The organism is Amycolatopsis sp. NPDC049691 (genome assembly GCF_040675005.1).
Taxonomy (GTDB): Bacteria; Actinomycetota; Actinomycetes; order Mycobacteriales; family Pseudonocardiaceae; genus Amycolatopsis.
Map to the genome: position 1 here is coordinate 136442 of NZ_JBFANX010000015.1, position 18419 is coordinate 154860.

15 protein-coding genes and 2 pseudogenes are annotated in these 18419 nt (G+C 70.3%); 5 read left to right on the forward strand and 12 right to left on the reverse strand.

Annotated elements, in window-relative coordinates; genetic code table 11:
* Nucleotides 1-65: 65 nt before the first annotated feature.
* From AB0J40_RS30540 to AB0J40_RS30550, 3 genes are read left to right on the forward strand one after another with little or no spacing between them, the layout of a single operon-like run.
* On the forward strand, nucleotides 66-2339 hold the full coding sequence (locus AB0J40_RS30540; protein ID WP_364459564.1) for an excinuclease ABC subunit UvrA: 2274 nt from the start codon (nucleotides 66-68) through the stop codon (nucleotides 2337-2339).
* Nucleotides 2336-3127 (forward strand): siderophore-interacting protein, encoded by a 792-nt coding sequence (locus AB0J40_RS30545; RefSeq protein WP_364459567.1) that lies wholly within the window; start codon nucleotides 2336-2338, stop codon nucleotides 3125-3127. The genes AB0J40_RS30540 and AB0J40_RS30545 overlap by 4 nt, the downstream gene beginning before the upstream one ends.
* A 16-nt stretch (nucleotides 3128-3143) precedes the next feature.
* The gene (locus AB0J40_RS30550; protein ID WP_364459570.1) at nucleotides 3144-4025 is read left to right on the forward strand and encodes an aminoglycoside phosphotransferase family protein; all 882 of its coding nucleotides are present in this window, start codon (nucleotides 3144-3146) and stop codon (nucleotides 4023-4025) included.
* A 1-nt stretch (nucleotide 4026) separates the two neighbouring features.
* Here the strand turns inward: AB0J40_RS30550 and AB0J40_RS30555 are convergent, their stop codons facing one another.
* From AB0J40_RS30555 to AB0J40_RS30575, 5 genes and pseudogenes are all read right to left on the reverse strand, one after another.
* Nucleotides 4027-5190, reverse strand: coding sequence for a cytochrome P450 (locus AB0J40_RS30555; protein WP_364459865.1), 1164 nt, complete (start codon nucleotides 5188-5190; stop codon nucleotides 4027-4029).
* A gap of 99 nt (nucleotides 5191-5289) precedes the next feature.
* On the reverse strand, nucleotides 5290-5853 hold the full coding sequence (locus tag AB0J40_RS30560) for a TetR/AcrR family transcriptional regulator (RefSeq protein WP_364459868.1): 564 nt from the start codon (nucleotides 5851-5853) through the stop codon (nucleotides 5290-5292).
* Nucleotides 5854-5986: 133 nt separating this feature from the next.
* A pseudogene (locus tag AB0J40_RS30565) lies at nucleotides 5987-6568 on the reverse strand (glycoside hydrolase family 75 protein); the annotation flags it as partial.
* Nucleotides 6569-6616: 48 nt separating this feature from the next.
* Nucleotides 6617-7045: pseudogene (locus AB0J40_RS30570) on the reverse strand (CBM35 domain-containing protein); the annotation flags it as partial.
* A gap of 146 nt (nucleotides 7046-7191) precedes the next feature.
* Entirely contained in the window at nucleotides 7192-7896 is a 705-nt protein-coding gene (locus AB0J40_RS30575) for an SDR family oxidoreductase (RefSeq protein ID WP_364459573.1), read from the reverse strand.
* Nucleotides 7897-7998: 102 nt separating this feature from the next.
* Between AB0J40_RS30575 and AB0J40_RS30580 the strand changes: the two genes are divergently transcribed.
* Both AB0J40_RS30580 and AB0J40_RS30585 read left to right on the forward strand, forming a co-directional pair.
* Nucleotides 7999-8493: a helix-turn-helix domain-containing protein gene (locus AB0J40_RS30580; RefSeq protein ID WP_364459575.1), complete on the forward strand. Its 495-nt coding sequence runs from the start codon at nucleotides 7999-8001 to the stop codon at nucleotides 8491-8493.
* 114 nt (nucleotides 8494-8607) lie between these two features.
* The gene (locus AB0J40_RS30585) at nucleotides 8608-9162 is read left to right on the forward strand and encodes a snapalysin family zinc-dependent metalloprotease (protein WP_364459578.1); all 555 of its coding nucleotides are present in this window, start codon (nucleotides 8608-8610) and stop codon (nucleotides 9160-9162) included.
* Nucleotides 9163-9222: 60 nt separating this feature from the next.
* Here the strand turns inward: AB0J40_RS30585 and AB0J40_RS30590 are convergent, their stop codons facing one another.
* The 7 genes from AB0J40_RS30590 to AB0J40_RS30620 are packed head-to-tail and all read right to left on the reverse strand — an operon-like array spanning nucleotide 9223 to nucleotide 18250.
* A complete protein-coding gene (locus AB0J40_RS30590; RefSeq protein ID WP_364459581.1) occupies nucleotides 9223-9894 on the reverse strand; it encodes a GntR family transcriptional regulator in 672 nt (223 codons plus the stop codon).
* A gap of 29 nt (nucleotides 9895-9923) precedes the next feature.
* The gene (locus tag AB0J40_RS30595) at nucleotides 9924-11276 is read right to left on the reverse strand and encodes a sugar ABC transporter substrate-binding protein (RefSeq protein ID WP_364459584.1); all 1353 of its coding nucleotides are present in this window, start codon (nucleotides 11274-11276) and stop codon (nucleotides 9924-9926) included.
* Nucleotide 11277: 1 nt separating this feature from the next.
* Nucleotides 11278-12237: an alpha/beta fold hydrolase gene (locus AB0J40_RS30600; RefSeq protein WP_364459587.1), complete on the reverse strand. Its 960-nt coding sequence runs from the start codon at nucleotides 12235-12237 to the stop codon at nucleotides 11278-11280.
* Nucleotides 12237-14513, reverse strand: coding sequence for a glycoside hydrolase N-terminal domain-containing protein (locus AB0J40_RS30605; protein WP_364459590.1), 2277 nt, complete (start codon nucleotides 14511-14513; stop codon nucleotides 12237-12239). The genes AB0J40_RS30600 and AB0J40_RS30605 overlap by 1 nt, the downstream gene beginning before the upstream one ends.
* The gene (locus tag AB0J40_RS30610) at nucleotides 14510-15388 is read right to left on the reverse strand and encodes a carbohydrate ABC transporter permease (RefSeq protein WP_364459593.1); all 879 of its coding nucleotides are present in this window, start codon (nucleotides 15386-15388) and stop codon (nucleotides 14510-14512) included. The genes AB0J40_RS30605 and AB0J40_RS30610 overlap by 4 nt, the downstream gene beginning before the upstream one ends.
* 8 nt (nucleotides 15389-15396) lie before the next feature.
* Nucleotides 15397-16293 (reverse strand): sugar ABC transporter permease, encoded by an 897-nt coding sequence (locus AB0J40_RS30615; protein ID WP_364459596.1) that lies wholly within the window; start codon nucleotides 16291-16293, stop codon nucleotides 15397-15399.
* Nucleotides 16262-18250: a CBM35 domain-containing protein gene (locus AB0J40_RS30620; RefSeq protein WP_364459598.1), complete on the reverse strand. Its 1989-nt coding sequence runs from the start codon at nucleotides 18248-18250 to the stop codon at nucleotides 16262-16264. The genes AB0J40_RS30615 and AB0J40_RS30620 overlap by 32 nt, the downstream gene beginning before the upstream one ends.
* Between the last annotated feature and the right edge of the window lie 169 nt (nucleotides 18251-18419).

The window sequence follows — 18419 nt, forward strand, 5'->3', positions numbered from 1 at the left end:
TTACAGCCTAAAGTATTGTACGATCGAGAATCACTTTACGCCCTAAAGTATCAAAGAAGGACGGTATGACCTCACCCAGGCGGGCCGCCGACACCCACGACGTGATCGAGGTCCGGGGGGCCCGGGAGAACAACCTGACCGGCGTCGACCTGGACATCCCGAAGCGCCGCCTCACGGTGTTCACGGGCGTGTCCGGCTCCGGCAAGTCGTCCCTGGTCTTCGGCACCATCGCGGCCGAGTCCCAGCGGCTGATCAACGAGACCTACAGCGCCTTCCTCCAGTCGTTCATGCCGAGCCTCTCGCGCCCGGACGTCGACCTGCTGGAGAACCTCAGCGCGGCCATCGTCGTCGACCAGGAGCGGATGGGCGCCAACTCGCGCTCGACGGTCGGCACCGCGACCGACGCCTACGCGATGCTGCGGATCGCCTTCTCGCGGCTCGGCGAACCGCACGTCGGCACGTCCGGCGCGTTCAGCTTCAACCTGCCCGAGGGCATGTGCCCGGCCTGCGAGGGCCTCGGCCGCGTCTCCGACCTCGACGTCAACGCCCTGCTCGACTTCGACCTCTCCCTGAACGAAGGCGCGATCCAGGTGCCGGGGTTCACGCCGGACACCTGGTACGTGCAGACCTACCTCTCCTCCGGCTTCTACGACCCCGACGCGAAGATCCGCGACTTCACGCCGGAGCAGCTCGATGCCCTGCTGCACAAGGACTCCTGCAAGGTGAAGGTCGGCAAGACCAACGTCACCTACGAGGGCCTGGCGGTGAAGGTCCGGCGGCTCTACCTGCACAAGGACGTCGAGTCGCTGCAACCGAAACTGCGCGCGTTCATCGAGAAGGCCGCCACCTTCAAGACCTGCGGCGGCTGCGGTGGTGCCCGGCTGAACCAGGCCGCGCTGTCGGCGAAGATCGACGGCAAGAACATCGCCGACTGCGCCGCGATGCAGATCAGCGACCTCGCCGAGTTCGTCCGGAACCTCGACGCCCCGTCGATCCGGCCGCTGCTGGGCAACCTGCGCGACACCCTGGACTCACTCGTCGAGATCGGCCTCGGCTACCTCTCCCTCGACCGCGAATCCGCGACGCTCTCGGGCGGCGAGGCGCAGCGCGTGAAGATGGTGCGGCACCTGGGTTCCAGCCTCACCGACGTCACGTACGTCTTCGACGAGCCGACCGTCGGGCTGCACCCGCACGACATCGAGCGGATGAACAACCTGCTGTTGTGCCTGCGGGACAAGGGGAACACGATCCTGGTCGTCGAGCACAAGCCGGAGACGATCCGGATCGCCGACCACGTCGTCGACCTCGGTCCCGGCGCGGGCGCCGACGGCGGCCGGATCTGCTACACCGGCAGCGTCGACGGCCTGCGCGCGTCCGGCACGCTCACCGGCCGCCACCTCGACCACCGGGTGACGCTGCGTTCCACGGTTCGCAAGCCCACCGGGCACGTCTCCATCACCGGTGCTCGCCTGCACAACCTGCGGGACGTCAGCGTGGACGTCCCGCTGGGCGTCCTGACCGTCGTCACCGGCGTGGCGGGCTCGGGGAAGTCGTCGCTGATCCACGGCTCGCTGGCGCACCGCGACGACGTCGTGGTGGTCGACCAGTCGGCGATCCGCGGCTCCCGGCGGTCCAACCCGGCGACCTACACCGGTCTGCTCGACCCGATCCGCGCGGCGTTCGCCAAGGCCAACGGCGTCAAGGCGAGCCTGTTCAGCGCCAACTCCGAAGGCGCCTGCCCGCACTGCAAGGGCCTCGGCGTCATCTACACGGACCTGGCGATGATGGCCGGTGTCGCGTCGGTCTGCGAAGAGTGCGAGGGCAAGCGGTTCACGCCCAAGGTGCTCACGTTCGAACTCCGCGGCAAGAACATCAGCGAGGTCCTGGCGATGTCCGTCGCCGAGGCGCGGGAGTTCTTCGCCACCGGCAACGCGCGGGTGGTCCTCGACCGCCTCGCCGACGTCGGCCTCGGCTACCTGACCCTCGGGCAGCCGCTGACCACGCTCTCCGGCGGCGAGCGGCAGCGGCTCAAGCTCGCCATCCGGATGGCCGAGAAGGGCTCGACGTACATCCTCGACGAGCCAACCACCGGGCTGCACCTCGCCGACGTCGACCAGCTGCTCGCGCTGCTCGACCGGATCGTCGACGCCGGCAACACGGTGCTCGTCATCGAGCACCACCAGGCGGTGATGGCCCACGCCGACTGGCTGATCGACCTCGGCCCCGGCGCCGGCCACGACGGCGGCCGCGTGGTCTTCGAAGGGACGCCGGCGTCGCTGGTCGAGAACGCCTCGACGCTGACGGCCCGCCACCTGCGCGAATACCTGGGGAAGCCGTGAAACCGACCGGCCTGCTCGAAGTGACGGCGGTGCGGCGGCCGACGCCGCGCACCGTGCGCGTCACGTTCGCCGGCGACGGGCTCGCCGAGCTGGAACCGTGGCCCGACCAGCAGCTCAAGCTCCTGTTCCCGCCACCGGGCCGCCCGGTGCGGCTGCCCGCGGACGACGGCGACGTCATGCGCTGGTACCAGGCGTACCTGGCGATCCCCGAGGCCGAGCGGCCGGTGCTGCGCAGCTACACGGTGCGCTCGCGGGACGGCGGCACGATCGACGTCGAGTTCGTGCTGCACTCCGCGGGCACCGACGGCCCGGCCACGGCGTGGGCCCGGACGGCGGCTCCCGGCGACGTCCTCGGCCGGTACGGCCCGGACGCCGCGTACCGCCGTCCACTGTCCACAGCGGACACGCTGCTGATCGCCGGCGACGAGACCGCGGTGCCCGCCATCGCCACCATACTGTCCGAAGTGGACAACGTGGTGGCGTTCGCCGAAGTGGCGGACGCGGCGGAGGAGCAGCCGCTGCCCGTCCACTGGCTGCACCGCGACGGCGCACCGCACGGCGTCAAGCTGCTCGACGCCGTGCGCGGCGCCGCGCTGGAGCCGGGATCGGCGGCTTGGCTCGCGGGCGAGGCGGGGATGGTGCGGGCGCTGCGCCGCCATCTGGTGAACGAGCGGGGGTGGGACAAGCGCGCCATCGAGTTCACCGGGTACTGGCGGCGCAAGCTGACGCAGGACGACGCGCCGACGACCGAGGACCTCGCCGACGCACGCGAAAAACTGGGCGGCTAGTGGCAGACTCGGGCGGGTGCGCGCGGAACTGACGGCATCGGGCATCGACCCGGCTTCGGTGGTGGCGGCCGAGAACATCGGCGGCGGAACGTACAACACGGCGATCCGGCTGCGGCTGGCCGACGGACGGCGGCTGGTCCTCAAGATCGCGCCGTCCGGCCCCGGGCTCTCCTACGAACACGACCTCCTGGTCACGGAAGCGGAGTACTACCGCCGGGTCTCCGGCCCGCTGCCGTCCGTCGTCGGCGCGGGGCCGGGGTTCCTGCTGATGACGGAGCTGCCGGGCGTCCCGTGGTCGCAGGTCGCCGACGGCCCGCGGCCGCACCGCGAGCTGGGCGAGGTGGTGGCCGGGCTGCACACCGCCACCGGCGACGGTTTCGGCTACCCGCAGGGCCCTTTGCACCCGACGTGGCCGAAGGCGTTCATGGCGATGGCGGACGCGGTGCTGGCCGACGCCGTCCGCTACGGCGTCCACCTCCCCCGCCCGGCGGCGGAGATCGCGCACCTGGTGCGCCGGCACGAGCCACTGCTGGAGCTGGTCGAAACACCGGTACTGGTCCACTTCGACCTGTGGGACGGCAACATCCTCCTCGACGACGGCCGCCTGTCGGGCATCATCGACGCCGAGCGCGCGTTCTGGGGCGACCCAGCGGCGGAGTTCGTCTCGCTGGGCCTGTTCCGCGACCTCGAACCGGAGCTGCTCGAGGGCTACCGGGCGGCGGGCGGCCCGGTGCGGTTCGGCATGCCGGTGTGGGCGCGGGTCGGGTTGTACCGGGTGTACCTCGACCTGATCATGCTGGTGGAGATGGTGCCCCGGAAGGTCGACGACCCCGACCGGGCCCGGTTCCTCTCGGCCCGCCTCGGCCGGCACGTCGACGCCCTGCAGCGCGCGGTGTGACTCACCACGTGACCGGCAGGCAGTGCACGCCGTACACCAGCATGTCGTCCTTGAAGGCCAGCTCCTCGACCGGAACCGCGAGCCGCAGGCCCGGGATGCGCCGGTACAGCGTCCCGTACACCACCTGCAGTTCCACGCGGGCCAGCGTCTGCCCGAGGCACTGGTGCACCCCGTACCCGAACGCCACGTGGTGGCGGGCCTCGCGCGTCACGTCCAGGCGGTCCGGCTCGGCGAACACCGCGGCGTCACGGTTGGCCACGTCGCCCGCCGCGATGACGCCCTCGCCGGCGCGGATCAGCTCACCGCCGATTTCGAGGTCTTCGACGGCCACCCGGCGACGTCCGGTGTGCGTGATGTTCAAGTAGCGCAACAGTTCCTCGACCGCACGGCGCAGCAGGTCCGCGTCCCCGGTGCGCACCAGCTCGAGTTGCGAGGGGTGCTCCAGCAACGCCACGGTGCCGAGCGCGATCATGTTCGCCGTCGTCTCGTGGCCGGCCACCAACAGCAGCTGGCCCATCGACGCGACCTCTTCGGCGGTCATGCGGCCGGTCGCGTACTGGGAGACCGCCAGCTTGCTCAGGACGTCGTCACCCGGAGCGGCGGCCTTTCGTGCCACCAGGCCGCCGAGGTAGGCCAGCAGTTCTTCGGTGGCCCGCACCGCTTCCGCGGGTGTCGCCGTCCGGGACACCATCACCTTGGTGATGTCCTGGAACAGTTCCCGGTCCTCGTACGGCACGCCGAGCAGTTCGCAGATCACCAGCGAGGGCACGGGCAACGCGAACGCCGTCACGAGGTCGACCGGTTTCGGGCCGGCGAGCAGTTCGTCGACGAGGTCGTCGACGATGCGCTGGACGGCCGGGCGCAGCGCTTCCATCTTCTTGACGAGGAAGTCGCCGGTCAGCAGCCGCCGCTGCGCCGCGTGCTCGGCGCCGTCCATGGTGATGAACGACTTGGCCCGCCGCCGCCGGGCCGCCGAGGCGGCACTCTGGTGCGGATAGCCGGGCCGATCGGAGTCGGCGCTGACCCGCGAGTCCCGCAGCACGGCGCGGACGTCGTCGTACCGGGTAACCAGCCACGGCGTGCTGCCGTCCCAGAGCCGGACGCGCGCCACCGGCGGCAGCTCGCTCAGTTCGGCGGGCGGGTCGAAGGGACACTGCCGGGTCATCGGAAACGCGGGCACGCCGTCCACCGGATACCTCCCGAAGGTGCCGGAAATTTACATAGCTATGCTAAGCATCTTCCGGCAGCCGCGCCACCCCGCCGATCAGGCGAACACGAGCGAGATCAACTCGTCCACGAACGGCTCCACCAGCTCGGCCCCAGTCCGGTTCAACACGCTGTGGAACAACGCCACCCGCCCGTGCGCGCCGACGAACACCACCGCCGCGGCACGACCCGGCGTCACCCGCAACGCATGTCCCGCCTCCACGCACCTCTCGAACCCCGCCGCCAGGCGGTCGATCACGTCCAGCAGCGGCCCCTCCGCTCGCGCCCCCGGTTCCGGGCGGGATGCCCCGTTCGCGAGCATCAGCCGGTAATGGCCCGGGTTCTCCATCGCGAACGTGCAGTACGCGTGAATCTGTGCCCGGACCCGGCCGACGACGTCGGTTTCGCCGAGCGTCTCCTCCGCCGCGCGCATCGATTCCGCGAGCCGGGCGTATTCGTGGTCGAGCAGTCCGCGCACCAATTCCGCACGGTCGGAAAAATGCTGGTAGATGCTGGCCGGGGCGATCCCGACCGCGCGTGCCACCCCGCGGATCGTCAGCCCGTCTTCCCCGCCGAGCTCGGCCAGCAACCGCCCGGCCGCCGCCAGGATCTCCCCGCGCAGCCGTTCGCCCTCACCCCAGCGGTTCCTCGTTCGGCCGTTTCCGGCTTCGACGTTCTCCGGCACCCGGCCATTCATACGCCCGGGCCGGCGGCGCCCGTGTTCCGGGGTCCCCGAAAGGACCCCGGAACGCCACTCAGTGGTTGTTCACGAACTGCCGCGCAAGCGCTTCCCCGGTGCTCACGGCGCCTGTGTGGCTCTCGATCGGCGTCACCTTGGAATTCTTGAAGAACAGATAGGTGACGCCGGAATCGGTTCCGCCGTTCGACGGGTCGGGGTTGATCCCCAGCGAGCTCGCCGTCGCGTACGAGGCCTCGCCGATGATGTCGGTCGGCCCGGTGTCGCCGACCACGGCGTAGGTCACCTGGTTGTTGTAGATCACCGCCACCACGCCGGCGCCCGCGATGCCGAACTTCCGGTAGTCCCAGGTGCTGCTCGGGCTCGGCACGACGACGTACGGCAGCGTGGCCGCGTTCAGCGGTTTCCCGTCGGACTGGTGGAACGCGGTGTCGGCCTGGAAGCAGCAGTCGGTGTTCTCGTTGCACTGCGACGTGCGCTGGCCGTCGCAGTCGATGTCCATGTCGGCCTTCCAGAAGACGGCGTCGGACAGCCCGCAGACCGGGATCGTCCGGCTCGTCTCCGAGTCGGTCTTGTACTTGCCGCTGGAGATCTGGCTGCACGACGTCAGCTTCGAGAGCAGCTCGGACGCGCTCGGCGCACCGCCGCCGCCCCCGGAGTCGCCGACGATCAGCGAGTCGACGTTCGGGCCGCCGTTCGCCGTCGTCGCCGTGGCCCGGACGGTGTGCGTGCCCGCGGCCAGCGTGGCGGTCACCGTCGTGGTGGCCCACGTCGTCCAGGCACCGGTCCCGGCGAACGACGGCGTCGCCACGGTCGCGCCGTCGACGGCGATCGTCATCGGCCGGGCGGTCGTCGTGCCGTTGGCGAACCGGAAGCCCAGCGAGGTGCTGCCGGCCGCGGCGACCGACACCGACCACTGGACGGCCGAGCCGGTCACGTTGTCGTAGTTGACGAATCCGGTGCCGGTGAAGCCGGCGTGGTCGGAGTTGACCGCGCCCTGGGTGATGGTGGCGTTTTCGGCTTCGTAGGTGACTGTCGCGGCGTTCGCGGCTGCCGGCGCCACCAGGAGGGCGCCGACGGCCGCGATCGCCATGGCGATCGCCCGGGGTCTGTGCATGAGGACCTCCGACAGTTAGGAAAGTTTCCTTACTGTCGGAAAACGCTAAGTCGACATACCGCCCCGGTCAAGACGGACCTCTGCGGCCCGGTGGGCTCTCGTTGAGCGGGAACCCGTTCAGCCGGCCGACACCATCCGAAGTGGACTCAAGAGGCGAGCGCCGGGTACAGCCCCGCGAGGTCGCCCGACAGCCCGGCCCGGACGTTGCGGCTGACGTCGTCGGCGAGCACCTCGAAGCGGCCCTGCTCGACGCCGTCGAGCGCGAGCCCCGCCACGACCGCCGGGTCGGTCTTCGGCCCGTCGACGTGCTTGGCCATGTCGGTGTCCATGTAGCCGACGTGCAGCGCGGTCACCTGGGTCTTCTGGGGCGCCAGTTCCAGGCGCAGCGCGTTGGTCAGCGACCAGGCCGCCGCCTTCGCCGCCGAGTACGCGGCGACCTGCGGCGAAGTGAACCACGACAGCACCGACAGCACGTTGAGCACCGCGCCGCCGCCGTTGCGCTCGAGGATCGGCGCGAACTCGCGCGTCACGGCGAGGGTGCCGAAGTAGTGCGTGTTCATCTCGAGCTTGATGTCGTCGAGCGACCCGCCGAGCAGCGACGAACCCGTGGACGACCCGGCGTTGTTGACCAGCAGCGTGACGTCCCCGGCCCGCGCGGCGGCTTCCCGGATCGACTCGGGGTCCGTGACGTCGAGGCGAAGCGGCACCACGCCCGGCAGGTCGACGGACTCGGGATTGCGCGCGGCGGCGTAGACCTTCTTCGCGCCACGCGCCAGAAGAGCGGCGGCGAACTGCCGGCCGAGCCCCCGGTTGGCCCCGGTGACCAGCGCCACCGCACCCGTGATCTCCATGACGAGCTCCTCTCGCACCTGGCTTGCTCGTTGCAAGCTAGCTACGGCCGACTGTACGACGTAGACTTGCTCGGAGCAAGCCAGGTAGGAGGGATCACAGTCATGAGCCGCCGCATCACCTTCGAGGACAGCTCCTGCCCGATCGCCCGCGCCGCCGACGTTCTCGCCGAGCCGTGGACGCTGCTGATCCTGCGCAACGCGACCGCGGGCACCACCCGGTTCGAGGACTTCCGCGCCCAGCTCGGCATCGCGGACAACGTGCTGACGACGCGGCTGGCGAAGCTCGTCGAGCGCGGTCTGCTGACGAAGCTCCCCTACCGCGACGGCGGCCGGACGCGGCACGAGTACCGCCTCACGAAGGCCGGCTCGGACGCGCTGCCGGTGCTGCACGCGCTCGGCGCCTGGGGTGACGCGCACACGCCGTCGGAAAACGCGTACGGCCCGATGCAGCTGGTCCACTGCGCCTGCGGCGAGCTGACCAGGCCGGGCGAGAAGTGCGACGCGTGCGGAAAACCGCTGGTCAGGGACGATCTCGCGTGGCGCGGCTCATGGCGCTCGGAGGGTGAGATCCCCCTGGCGGACCCCGTCAGTTGGTGAATCACCGATTTCCTTGCAGTACGAAAGTCGGGTCACAACGGCGGCGCGAGTTTGTAAGTTCGACACCCAGCGCGCGCAAACCCGGCAAATTCCCCACGGCAAGGAGTCGTCCCGATGTCCAGGAAGTACCTGCTGCCCGGCGCCGCCGTCGCGCTGGCGATGATCGCGACCCCGCTGACCGCCGCGCCCGCCATGGCGGCCCCGGCAGCGGCCACGATCGTCTACTACGACACCTCGGACGCCCCGACCTTCCGCGACGTGATCAACGCGGGCGCGGCCAACTGGAACGCGGCGGTGTCGAACGTCAAGCTCCAGGAGAGCTCCTCGGGTGCGTCGCTGCACTACACCGAGGGCAACGACCCGCGCGGCTCGTACGCCCAGACCGACGGCCACGGCAGCGGCACGATCTTCATCGACTACACGCAGGCCGAGCAGTACAACCAGACCCGCATCGCGGCCCACGAAACCGGCCACGCGCTGGGCCTGCCGGACCACTACGAGGGCCCGTGCTCGGAGCTGATGTCCGGTGGCGGCCCCGGCCCGTCGTGCACCAACGCGAACCCGAACGCGCAGGAGTCCGCCCAGGTGGAGTCCTTGTGGGCCAACGGCTTCCGCGCGGCGGCCGCCCAGCAGCACCGCATCTACGAAGTGACCATGCCGGTCAAGTGACCGGCAGCTGACGTCGTCGGGGGAGGCCGCACCGGGTACGCCCGGTGCGGCCTTCGTGCGTCACAGGCGGGAGAGCAGGCGGTCCCGCGCCACTTCGAGGTGGTCCGTCATCGCCTTCCGCGCCGCGGCCGCGTTCCCCGCGATCAGCGCGTCCACGATCACGCGGTGCTCGGTGATCGTCTGCTCGCCGAACGGCTGGTTGTAGTTCAGCCGGAAGAAGTGCAGGTGGCAGTGGGTCCGCGCGAACGCCTGCTCGACCGCCGCGTTGCCGGCCAGGTGCAGGATCAGCTCGTGGAGCCGCTGGTCGTGCGCCGTCAACGCCTTGTAGTCGCTGTACGCGTCCTCCGCCGGGGCCGCCGGGCACGTCGCCATCTCGGCTTCGAGCAGAGCGACGTTCGCGTCCGACATCGCCGCGGCCGCTAACGCCGCCGACGGCGGCTCCAGCAGCAGGCGCAGCGCGTACATGTCGTCGACTTCCTTGCGGTCGAGCAGTTCCGTCACCCGGTACCCGCGCAGCGGCAGCCGGCTGACCAGTTCCTCGGACTCCAGCCGCGCGAGCGCCTCGCGCACCGGCGTGCCCGACACGCCCAGCTCGCGCGCGATCTCGTCGATGTTGACGCGCGCGCCGGGCTCGATGCCGTCGTTCATGATCAGCGCCCGGATCTGCTCGTAGACGCCGTCGGCCAGCACCTGCCTGCTCGGCAGGGCCTCGAGCCTTCGTCCGGCGGCCACCCTGGCTCCCCTCGTGTCGTGACTACAGGTTACTGCTTGCCCAGCACGGCTCGGCTCTTCGACGCCATCTCCGCGAACACGTCGCCGTCGCGCTGGTGGGCGAAGTACGCCTCGAACAGCGGCCGCTCCGCGTCCTGCAGTGCCGCGCCGTTGCCGTAGACCACCGCCGGGACCAGCGTGCCGTCCTTGAGCATCGACGTGAACACCGAGAGGTCGACGCCCTGGCCCTTCATGGCCGCGGCCGCGGCGTCCATCGACGCCGGGATCGACGGGAAGAACGTGCCGCTCGCCCCGGCCGCCGACTGGCACTCCGGCGACCCCAGGTACGAGACCCACTTCCAGGTCAGGTCCGGGTTCTTCGTGCCGGCCCAGATGTTGTCGCCGTTCGAGTTGGACAGCACCGCGCGCTTGCCCGTCGGCCCCAAGACCGTCGGCGCGATCCCGACCTTCACCCCGGGCAGCTTCGCGAACGTCCCCGCCGTCCACGAACCCGCCGTCTCCATCGCCACCTTGCCGGAGCCGAGCAGGTCGGTGTCGCTGATGCTCGCCTGGCCGCCGGTCGTGAAGGTGCCGATCTTCGGCGCGAACCCGCGGTCGGCCAGCGACCGCACCCAGCTCAGCGTCTTGGCGAACACCGGGTCGTCGTAGGTGAACGTCGTCGGCCACGACTGCTTGTCGGCCATCCGCCAGCCGGTGGTCATCGCGAACGAGCTCCACGTCGATTCGCCGATGAAGTCCCGCGAAGCGAGCTGCCCGGTGCCGTAGGTGGCGACGTGGTCCTTGTCGAACCCGGGCTGGTCGCCGCGGACGCCGCTGCGGTCGACGGACAGGTGCGCCGCGACCTTCTCGAACGTCCCGCCGTCGTCGGGGTTCCACGTCAGCTTCGCCAGGTCTGCCGGTGTGTAGCCGGCCTTCGTGATCGCGTCGGTGTTGTAGTACAGGCCGGTCGCGGACCAGTCGAGCGGCAGGCCGTACTGCTTGCCGTCGGTGAACTTCCACGCGTCGACGCCGACGGAGAACCGCTTCAGGTCGAACTTGTCGCGGGAGATCAGGTCGTCCAGCGGCAGCAGCTGGTGCTGCGACGCGTAGGCCTGGAAGTACTGGACGCTGTTCTGGAACGCGTCCGGCGCGGTGCCGCCGACGAACCCGGCGGTGAGCTTGGTGAAGTAGTCGTCCACGTTGTACTGCGTGATCTTCACCGTCGTGCCGGGGTTCGCCTTCTCGAACGCCGACGCGCACGTCTGGTACGCCGCGGCCTGCTTGTCGTCCCAGGTCCACCAGTTGACGGTGGTCCCGCTGCCGCTCGCCGAGCCGCCACCGCAGGCGGCCGTCAACGCTCCGAGCGTGGCCACCAGACCGGCGGCCGCTGCGCGCATCTTCATGTCAACTCCCGTGGGGGTGCAGGGTGGTCCGGAATCCTTCGAGCACTGCCTGGACGTCTTCGGGGCCACCGGCTTCGTGGCCGTTGTACTCCCAGGCAGCGAGCCGCTTCGGTCCTTTGTAGACGTGATAGGCACCGAAGACCGTGGACGGCGGCACGATGCCGTCCATCAGCCCGGCGCTGAACCAGGCCGGTGCCGTCGCGCGGGAAGCGAACCCGAGACCGTCGAAGTAGGACAGCACTTCGAAGACCCGCGGGGTCGCGTCGCGGTGCTCGGCCAGGTATCGCGACAGCTCGACGTACGGCCGCTCGCCACCGACCAGGCTCGCGCGCCGGAAGTCGCAGAGGAACGGCGCTTGCGCGTGCAGGGCGGCGACGTCCGGGGCGAGCCCCGCCGCGGCGAGGGCGATGCCGCCGCCCTGGCTGTTGCCGAGCACCGCCACCCGCGCCGGGTCGACCTGCTTCAGTGCCCGTGCCGCGTCGACCGCGCGGACCGCGTCGGTGAAGATCCGCCGGTAGACATAGGTTTCGCGGCTGTCGATGCCGCGGGTCAGGTGGCCGCGGTAGGCCGGTCCGCTGCCCACCGGATCGGGCGTGACGCCGCCTTGGCCGCGCACGTCGACCTGCAGGTGCGCGTACCCGGCCGAGGCCCAGTGCAGCTCCTGGAGAGCGCTTCCCCGGCTGCCGCCGTAGCCGTGGAACTGGACGATCGCAGGCAACGGCTCGTCGGCACCGCGCGGCAGTCGCAGCCAGGCGCGCTGCGGATGCCCGCCGAATCCCGAGAAGGTCACGTCGAACACCTCGAGGGTGCGCAGGGGCGTGTCCACCGGCGTCAGCCGCAAGGCGAGGTCGTGGTCGCGGGCTTCGGCCAGCGTCGACGCCCAGAACTCGTCGAAGTCCGGCGGCGCCACGTAGTCGCTGCGGTAGTCCCACAGCGCGTCCAGGGGCAGGTCGGTGAGCATCACAGTCCTTTCAGGACGATCGATTCGCCGGTCCGCAGCCGCAGCTCGGTCTCGCGGCCGCGGTAGCGCACCCGCACCGGCTCGGCCGGGTCGCCCGACAGCCGCCGCAGGACGGCGTACCGCAGCTCGCCGTCCCGCCATTCGACGTCGGCCGCGAGCCCGCCGCGGCACCGCAGCCCCCGCGCCTCCCCCGACGTCCAGTCCGCGGGCAGCGCCGGCAGCAGCGTGACGACGTCGTTGTGGCTCCGCAGCACCAGTTCCGCGAGCCCGGCCGGGAAGCCGTAGTTGCCGTCGATCTGGAACGGCGGGTGCGTGCTGAACAGGTTGGGCAGCAGCCCGCCCCACTCGGAGCCGTCGACCGGCGCGTCCCGGTGGCGGTCACCGGTGAACGGCTGGGTGGCCTCGCTCAGCAGTTTCCGCGCGGTCTCGCCGTCTCCGAGCCGCGCGCGCAGCGCGATCTTCCACGCCCACGACCAGCCCATCGCGCCCGGCCCGCGCCGGTCCATGACCCGGCGCGCCGCTTCCACCAGCTCCGGGGTGTCCAGCTGCCCCAGCGGGTACAGCGCGACCAGGTGGGACAGGTGCCGGTGCGCCGGGTCCTCTTCGGGCAGGTCCTCGGCCCACTCCCCCAGCCGTCCGTCGGGGAGCACGGGCAGCGGGCGCAGCCTCGGCAGCGCGGCCTCGATCTCGGTGCACACCGGGTCGTAGACGCCGAGCGTCGCCGCGGCGGCGAGGCTCCGCTCGAACACCGCGCGGATCAGGACGAGGTCCATGGTCGCCGAATGCGTCAGCGACTCCTTCGTCCCGGCTTCGGAGAGGAACAGGTTCTCCGGCGACGTCGACGGGCAGGTGCCGAGGAAGCCGTCGTGCTCGACCAGCCAGTCGAGGCAGAATTCGGCGCACCCGCGCAGCAGCGGCCACGCCGTCCGCTCGAGGAAGGCGCGGTCGCGGGTGAAGTCGTAGTGGTCCCAGGCGTGCTGGACGAGCCACGCGCCGCCCAGCTGCCACAGTGCCCACGACGGGTTGCCGTGCCCCATTCCCGGTGGCAGCGCCCAGCCCCACGGATCGGTGTTGTGGTGGGTGACCCAGCCGCGGGCGCCGTACAGTTCGCGCGCGACGGCGGCGCCGGTGACCGCGAGCTTGCCGAGCAGCTCGAACAGCGGCTGGTGGCACTCGCCGAGCCCGGTCGGCTCGGCGGCCCAGTAGTTCATCTGGGTGTTGATGTTGATCGTGTAGTTCGACGACCAGGCCGGGCGCGGGTCGTCGTTCCAGATGCCCGACAGGTTGGCCGGCGGCGCGCCGGGCCGCGACGCGCTCGCCAGGAGGTAGCGCCCGTACTGGAAGAGCACGGTCGCCGTCAGCTGCTCGTCCCGGCCGGACAGCAGTTCCGCGACGTCGTGGGTGCCGCCCCGCCGCTCCCCGATCCGGAGCGAGCACGCGCCGAGCAGCGGCCGCAGGTCGGCTTCGTGCGCCCGGCGCAGTTCCGCCGCGCCCGCCGCGATCGCCTGTTCGGCGAGAACGGCCGCCCGCCGGCGGTGTTCGTCGCGGGTGTGCTGCCGGTCGCCGATCCAGGCGTCGTACGCGCTGGTCGAGCTGGCCAGAACGATCAGGACGCTCCTCCCGGTCCGGGCGACCCGGACGGAAACCGCGCCGAACGGGTCGTAGCCCTCGGCGGTCCCGTACCGAAGCGGCTCCTCGACCTGGGGCTCGTGGCGCGGCGCCCCGTCGATCGGGATCTCGATGCCCAGGTCCAAGCCGTCGCGCGACACCTCACGCAGTGGTGTCGACAAATCGACGTCGACCTCGGTCCAGCCGGAAAGCGCGACGCACAGGACCTGCGCCGGCCGGCTCACCCAGACCGTCCGTTCGACGTCGTGACCGTCGATGGTCAGCCGTTCGGTGGCGACGCCGTTGTCCAGGTTGAGGGTCCGGCCGCACGAGGTGCCCTCGGGCAGCGTCAGCCACAGGTCCATATAGGGCAGGAACTCCTGGCTGTACGGCCCTTCGAAGCCCATCAGCAGGTCTTCCGCGCGGCGGAAGTCCTTCGCGAACACGGCTTCCCGCACCTCGGCGAGCCGCTCGGGACCGGCGTCGACACCGGCCAGCGCGGCGGCCGGGCCGTCCGGTGTGCCGGACCAGACGGTGGCGTCGTTGACCTGGATGCGCGTGCGGCCGGCGCCGCCGAAGACCATCGCGCCGAGCCGGCCGTTGCCGACCGGCATCGCCTCGGTCCAGTCCGCGGCCGGGTCCGGCCAGGAGAGCAGGAGATCCGTCATTTCAACCCCGTGAAGCCGATGGAATTGACGAGCCGGCGGCCGAACACCACGAAGAGCAGCAGCATCGGCAGCGCGGCGACGAGCGTGGCGGCCATCAGGCCGGCCCAGTCCAGCGCCGCCTGCGGCGAGGACTGCTTGAACACCGCGAGCGCCAGCGTCAGCGGGCGGACGGTGTCGTCGTTGGTGACCAGCAACGGCCACAGGTAGTCGTTCCAGGTGGTGATGAACGTCAGCAGCGCCAGGGTCGCGATCGGCGCGGCGCTCATCGGCAGCACGATCCGGAAGCAGACGCGCAGCGGACCGGCGCCGTCGATGATCGCGGCCTCTTCGATCTCGGTGCTGAGCCCGAGCATGAACTGGCGCAGGAAGAAGATGTTGAACGCGGAGAAGAAGGCCGCCGGCAGGATCATCCCGCCGAAACCGTTGAGCAGGCCCAGGTCCTTGATCAGGACGAAGTTCGGCAGCAGCGTCAGCACCTGCGGCACCATCAACGCGCTCAGCAGCACCGCGAACACGGCGTTGCGGCCCGTCCACCGCAGCCGCGAGAAGGCGAACGCGGCCAGCGCGGAGAAGAACACCGTGCAGACGGTGAGCAGCACCGCGTAGACGATCGAGTTCCGCAGCGCGAGCAGCAGGTCGATCGACGCGGCGGACCCGCCCTGTGCCGCGGCTTCGGCCGGGGACGCCAAGCCGAGCGCGCGCTCGAACGCGCCGAGCGTGAAGCCCACCGGGCCGGGTGACGACGGGTCCGTCGCCAGTGCGTAGTTGTTCGACAGCGCGGTCCGCACGATCCAGTAGAACGGGAAGATCGTGACGACCAGGACGACCACGAGGTACGCCCAGGCGACGACCCGGCCCGGGGAGATCCGGCGCACGGTCCCTCCTAGTCGGTGTCGGACTCGCCGGCGCGAGCCAGCTTCAGCTGGGCGAAGGTGACCGCGGCCAGCAGCACGAACAGGGCCAGTGACATGGTCGCCGCGTAGCCGAAGTCGAACTGGCCGAACGCCTTGTCGTAGATGTACATCTGCAGCACCTTCGACGCGTCCGCCGGACCGCCCTTGGTGGTCACCTGGACGATGTCGAAGACCTGGAACGAGCTGATCACCGTCAGCACCACGACCATCACCAGGATCGGCCGCAGCAGCGGGACGGTGAGCCGGCGGAACATCTGCAGCTCGCTCGCGCCGTCGATCCGGCCCGCCTCGTACACAGTGGACGGGATGGTCTGCAGCCCGGCGAAGATCAGCACCGCGTTGTAGCCCATGGACTTCCAGATGTTCAGCCCCGCGAGCGTCGGCACCGCCCAGGCACCCGAGCCGAAGAACAGCACCGGTTCGCCGGTGAGCTTCGTGAGCAGGATGTTGACGATGCCGAGCTGCGGGTCGAGCATCCACGACCAGACGAGCGCGGTGACCACGCCGGAGATGAGGAACGGCAGGATCAGCAGCCCGCGGATGGTGGCCGCCGCGGCGAGCCGGTGCAGGATCACCGCCGTCACCAGCGAGACCAGCACGCCGAGGACGACCGACAGCGCGACGAAGTAGACCGTGACGAGCAGGGAGTGCCAGAACTCGCCGTCGCCCACGAGCTGCTCGAAGTTGCCGAAGCCGATCCAGCGCGGGTCGGTCAGGACGTGGAACTCGGTGAAGCTCAGGTAGAGCCCGCGCAGGGCCGGGTAGGCGAAGAACACCGCGAACCCGCCGAGCGCGGGGCTGACGAGCAGCCACGCGATCGGCGCGTCCCGGCCCCTAGACGGTGATCTTGTCGACGTCGTAGACATAGCCTGCCTGGTTGCCGATCTGGACGGTGTTGGCCCCGGCCTGCAGGTACACCGGGACGGTGACGGTCTGCGGGGTGTTCCAGTCGTTGTCGTTGCTGCCGGCGACCGGCAGCGGGAACGACGTCCCGTTCACCGTGACGATGCCGGTGCGGCTGGAGTCGCCGTCCACATAGGACAGCTGCATCAGGTAGGTGCCGGCCTTGGCGGTGGTGACCGTCGGCAGGACGACGTAGCCGCTGCCGCCGAGGTAACCGACCTTCTTGCCGCCCGAGCACGCGCAGTCGTAGACGGTCGCGCCGCCCTGCGGACTGCCGTTCTCGGCTTCGTACGCCTTCGGGCCATCGGCCGCGGGCGTGGTGATGCTGATCTTCTTGCTGGCCGCCGATGGCCGCCCGTACCGCTGGTTGGCGACCACCGTGAAGTCGTAGCTCGTCGAGGGCTGGAGGCCGGTGACCGTGGCGCTCGGGCCGGGCACCGTAGTGACCTTGCGGCCGTTCACGAGGACGTCGTAGTTCTGCGCGCCCTTCGAAGCGTCCCAGGCGAGCGAGACGCTGGTGCCGGTGGCCGCGGTGCCGTGCACGACGGCCGGGGCCGCCAAGGCAGTGCGGTCGAGCGGGGTCACCTTGAACAGGCGGGAACCGTGCACGGGCAGGTCGGCGGTGGTGGTGCCGACGTTCTGGTGCGCCCAGAGGTCGCGGATCTCGACCGGGCCGCCGATGCCGAGCTGCGCGAGGTCCGCCGTGACGCGGGCCGGCGTCGCGGCGAGGTTGAACAGCGCCACCGTGTAGCTACCGTCGGCGTTGCGGTTGTACCAGACCTGCTGGTCGGTCGTCTGGCTCACCGGCTTGGCCGGGGTCCCGGCCTGGTCGACCGCGATGACCTCGTCGTTGGTGAGCAGCTTGACGCCGTAGTCGTCGAGCTGGGTCAGGTCGTCGCCGAGGTAGAGCGGCGCGGCTTCGATCGCCCACAGCGTCACGTAGCTCTGGCGCTCGGCTTCGGTGAGGCCGTCCATCTTGCCGCTGCCGACGTCGACGGAGTCGAGGTTGTTCCAGTGGCCGGGGCCGGCGTCGGGGATCCACTGCACGACGTCGTTCCAGCGCTGCCTGACCGAGTTGTTCCAGGTCACGAGGGTGTCGCAGTAGCACTCGACGTCGGTGTCGACGCGCCAGCCGTTGGTGTTGCCCTTCCAGACGTCGGCCTGGCGGTGGCTGAGCGCCCAGGAGACGACGAACTCCATCGGGCGGCCGGTCTTGGCGATCGCCTGGTGCCACGCCTCGACGTCGGAGGTGTTGGTGTAGTTGTCGCCGCCCTTGAAGGAGCCGGGGCCGACGCCGTCGAGCTTGAGGAAGTCGACGCCCCAGCCGGCCAGCAGCCGCGCCACGGAGTCCACATAGGACTGGGCGCACGGGTTGCCGAAGTCGATCTTGTAGGCGGAGTCCCAGCCGTTGGTCTTGCGCAGGTCGGGGTAGACGAGGTCCCGGGTGTGACAGTTCGTGGTGCCCGCGATGGGCGAGTTGCCGTCGTTGTAGGCCTTCAGGTCGAGACCGACGGCCAGGTACGACCCGAGCTTCAGGCCCTTGCGGTGGACGTAGTCGCCGACGTACTTCATGCCGTCCGGGAACGTCACCGGGTTCACGACCGGGCGGGCGTTCTCGTCGAAGGAGTTCGACCAGCCGGCGTCGATGTTGACGTAGGTGTAGCCGTGCTGCTTGAACTTCGCGGCGAGGACGTCGGCCTGCTGCAGGACGTGGGCCTCGGTGAGCCAGCTGGCCGGGCCGGTCGGGTTGACGCCGGGGTAGTTCGTCGACTCCAGGCTCCAGCTGCTCCAGCCCATATACGGCTTCTGGGCCACCGGTTGCGGTTGTTCAGCCGCGGCCACTGTGGGGGCCGTGAGCAGGCCGGCGATCACCGTCAGTCCGGCGAGGGCACCCAGGCCCCGTCTGCCGCGTGCTGCCATGACCACTCCTTCGAGGTCGGGAAGACATCGGACGACCACGGTCCATTTAGCACGAACCGTGGATCCTATAGGATCGACGACGGCTGATTCTGGCTGTTCGAGTTCGCGGATGTCAACGGCCAAGCCGGACAGAGATCGGACGAATCCGGATTCGTCAGGGGTGGCGGCT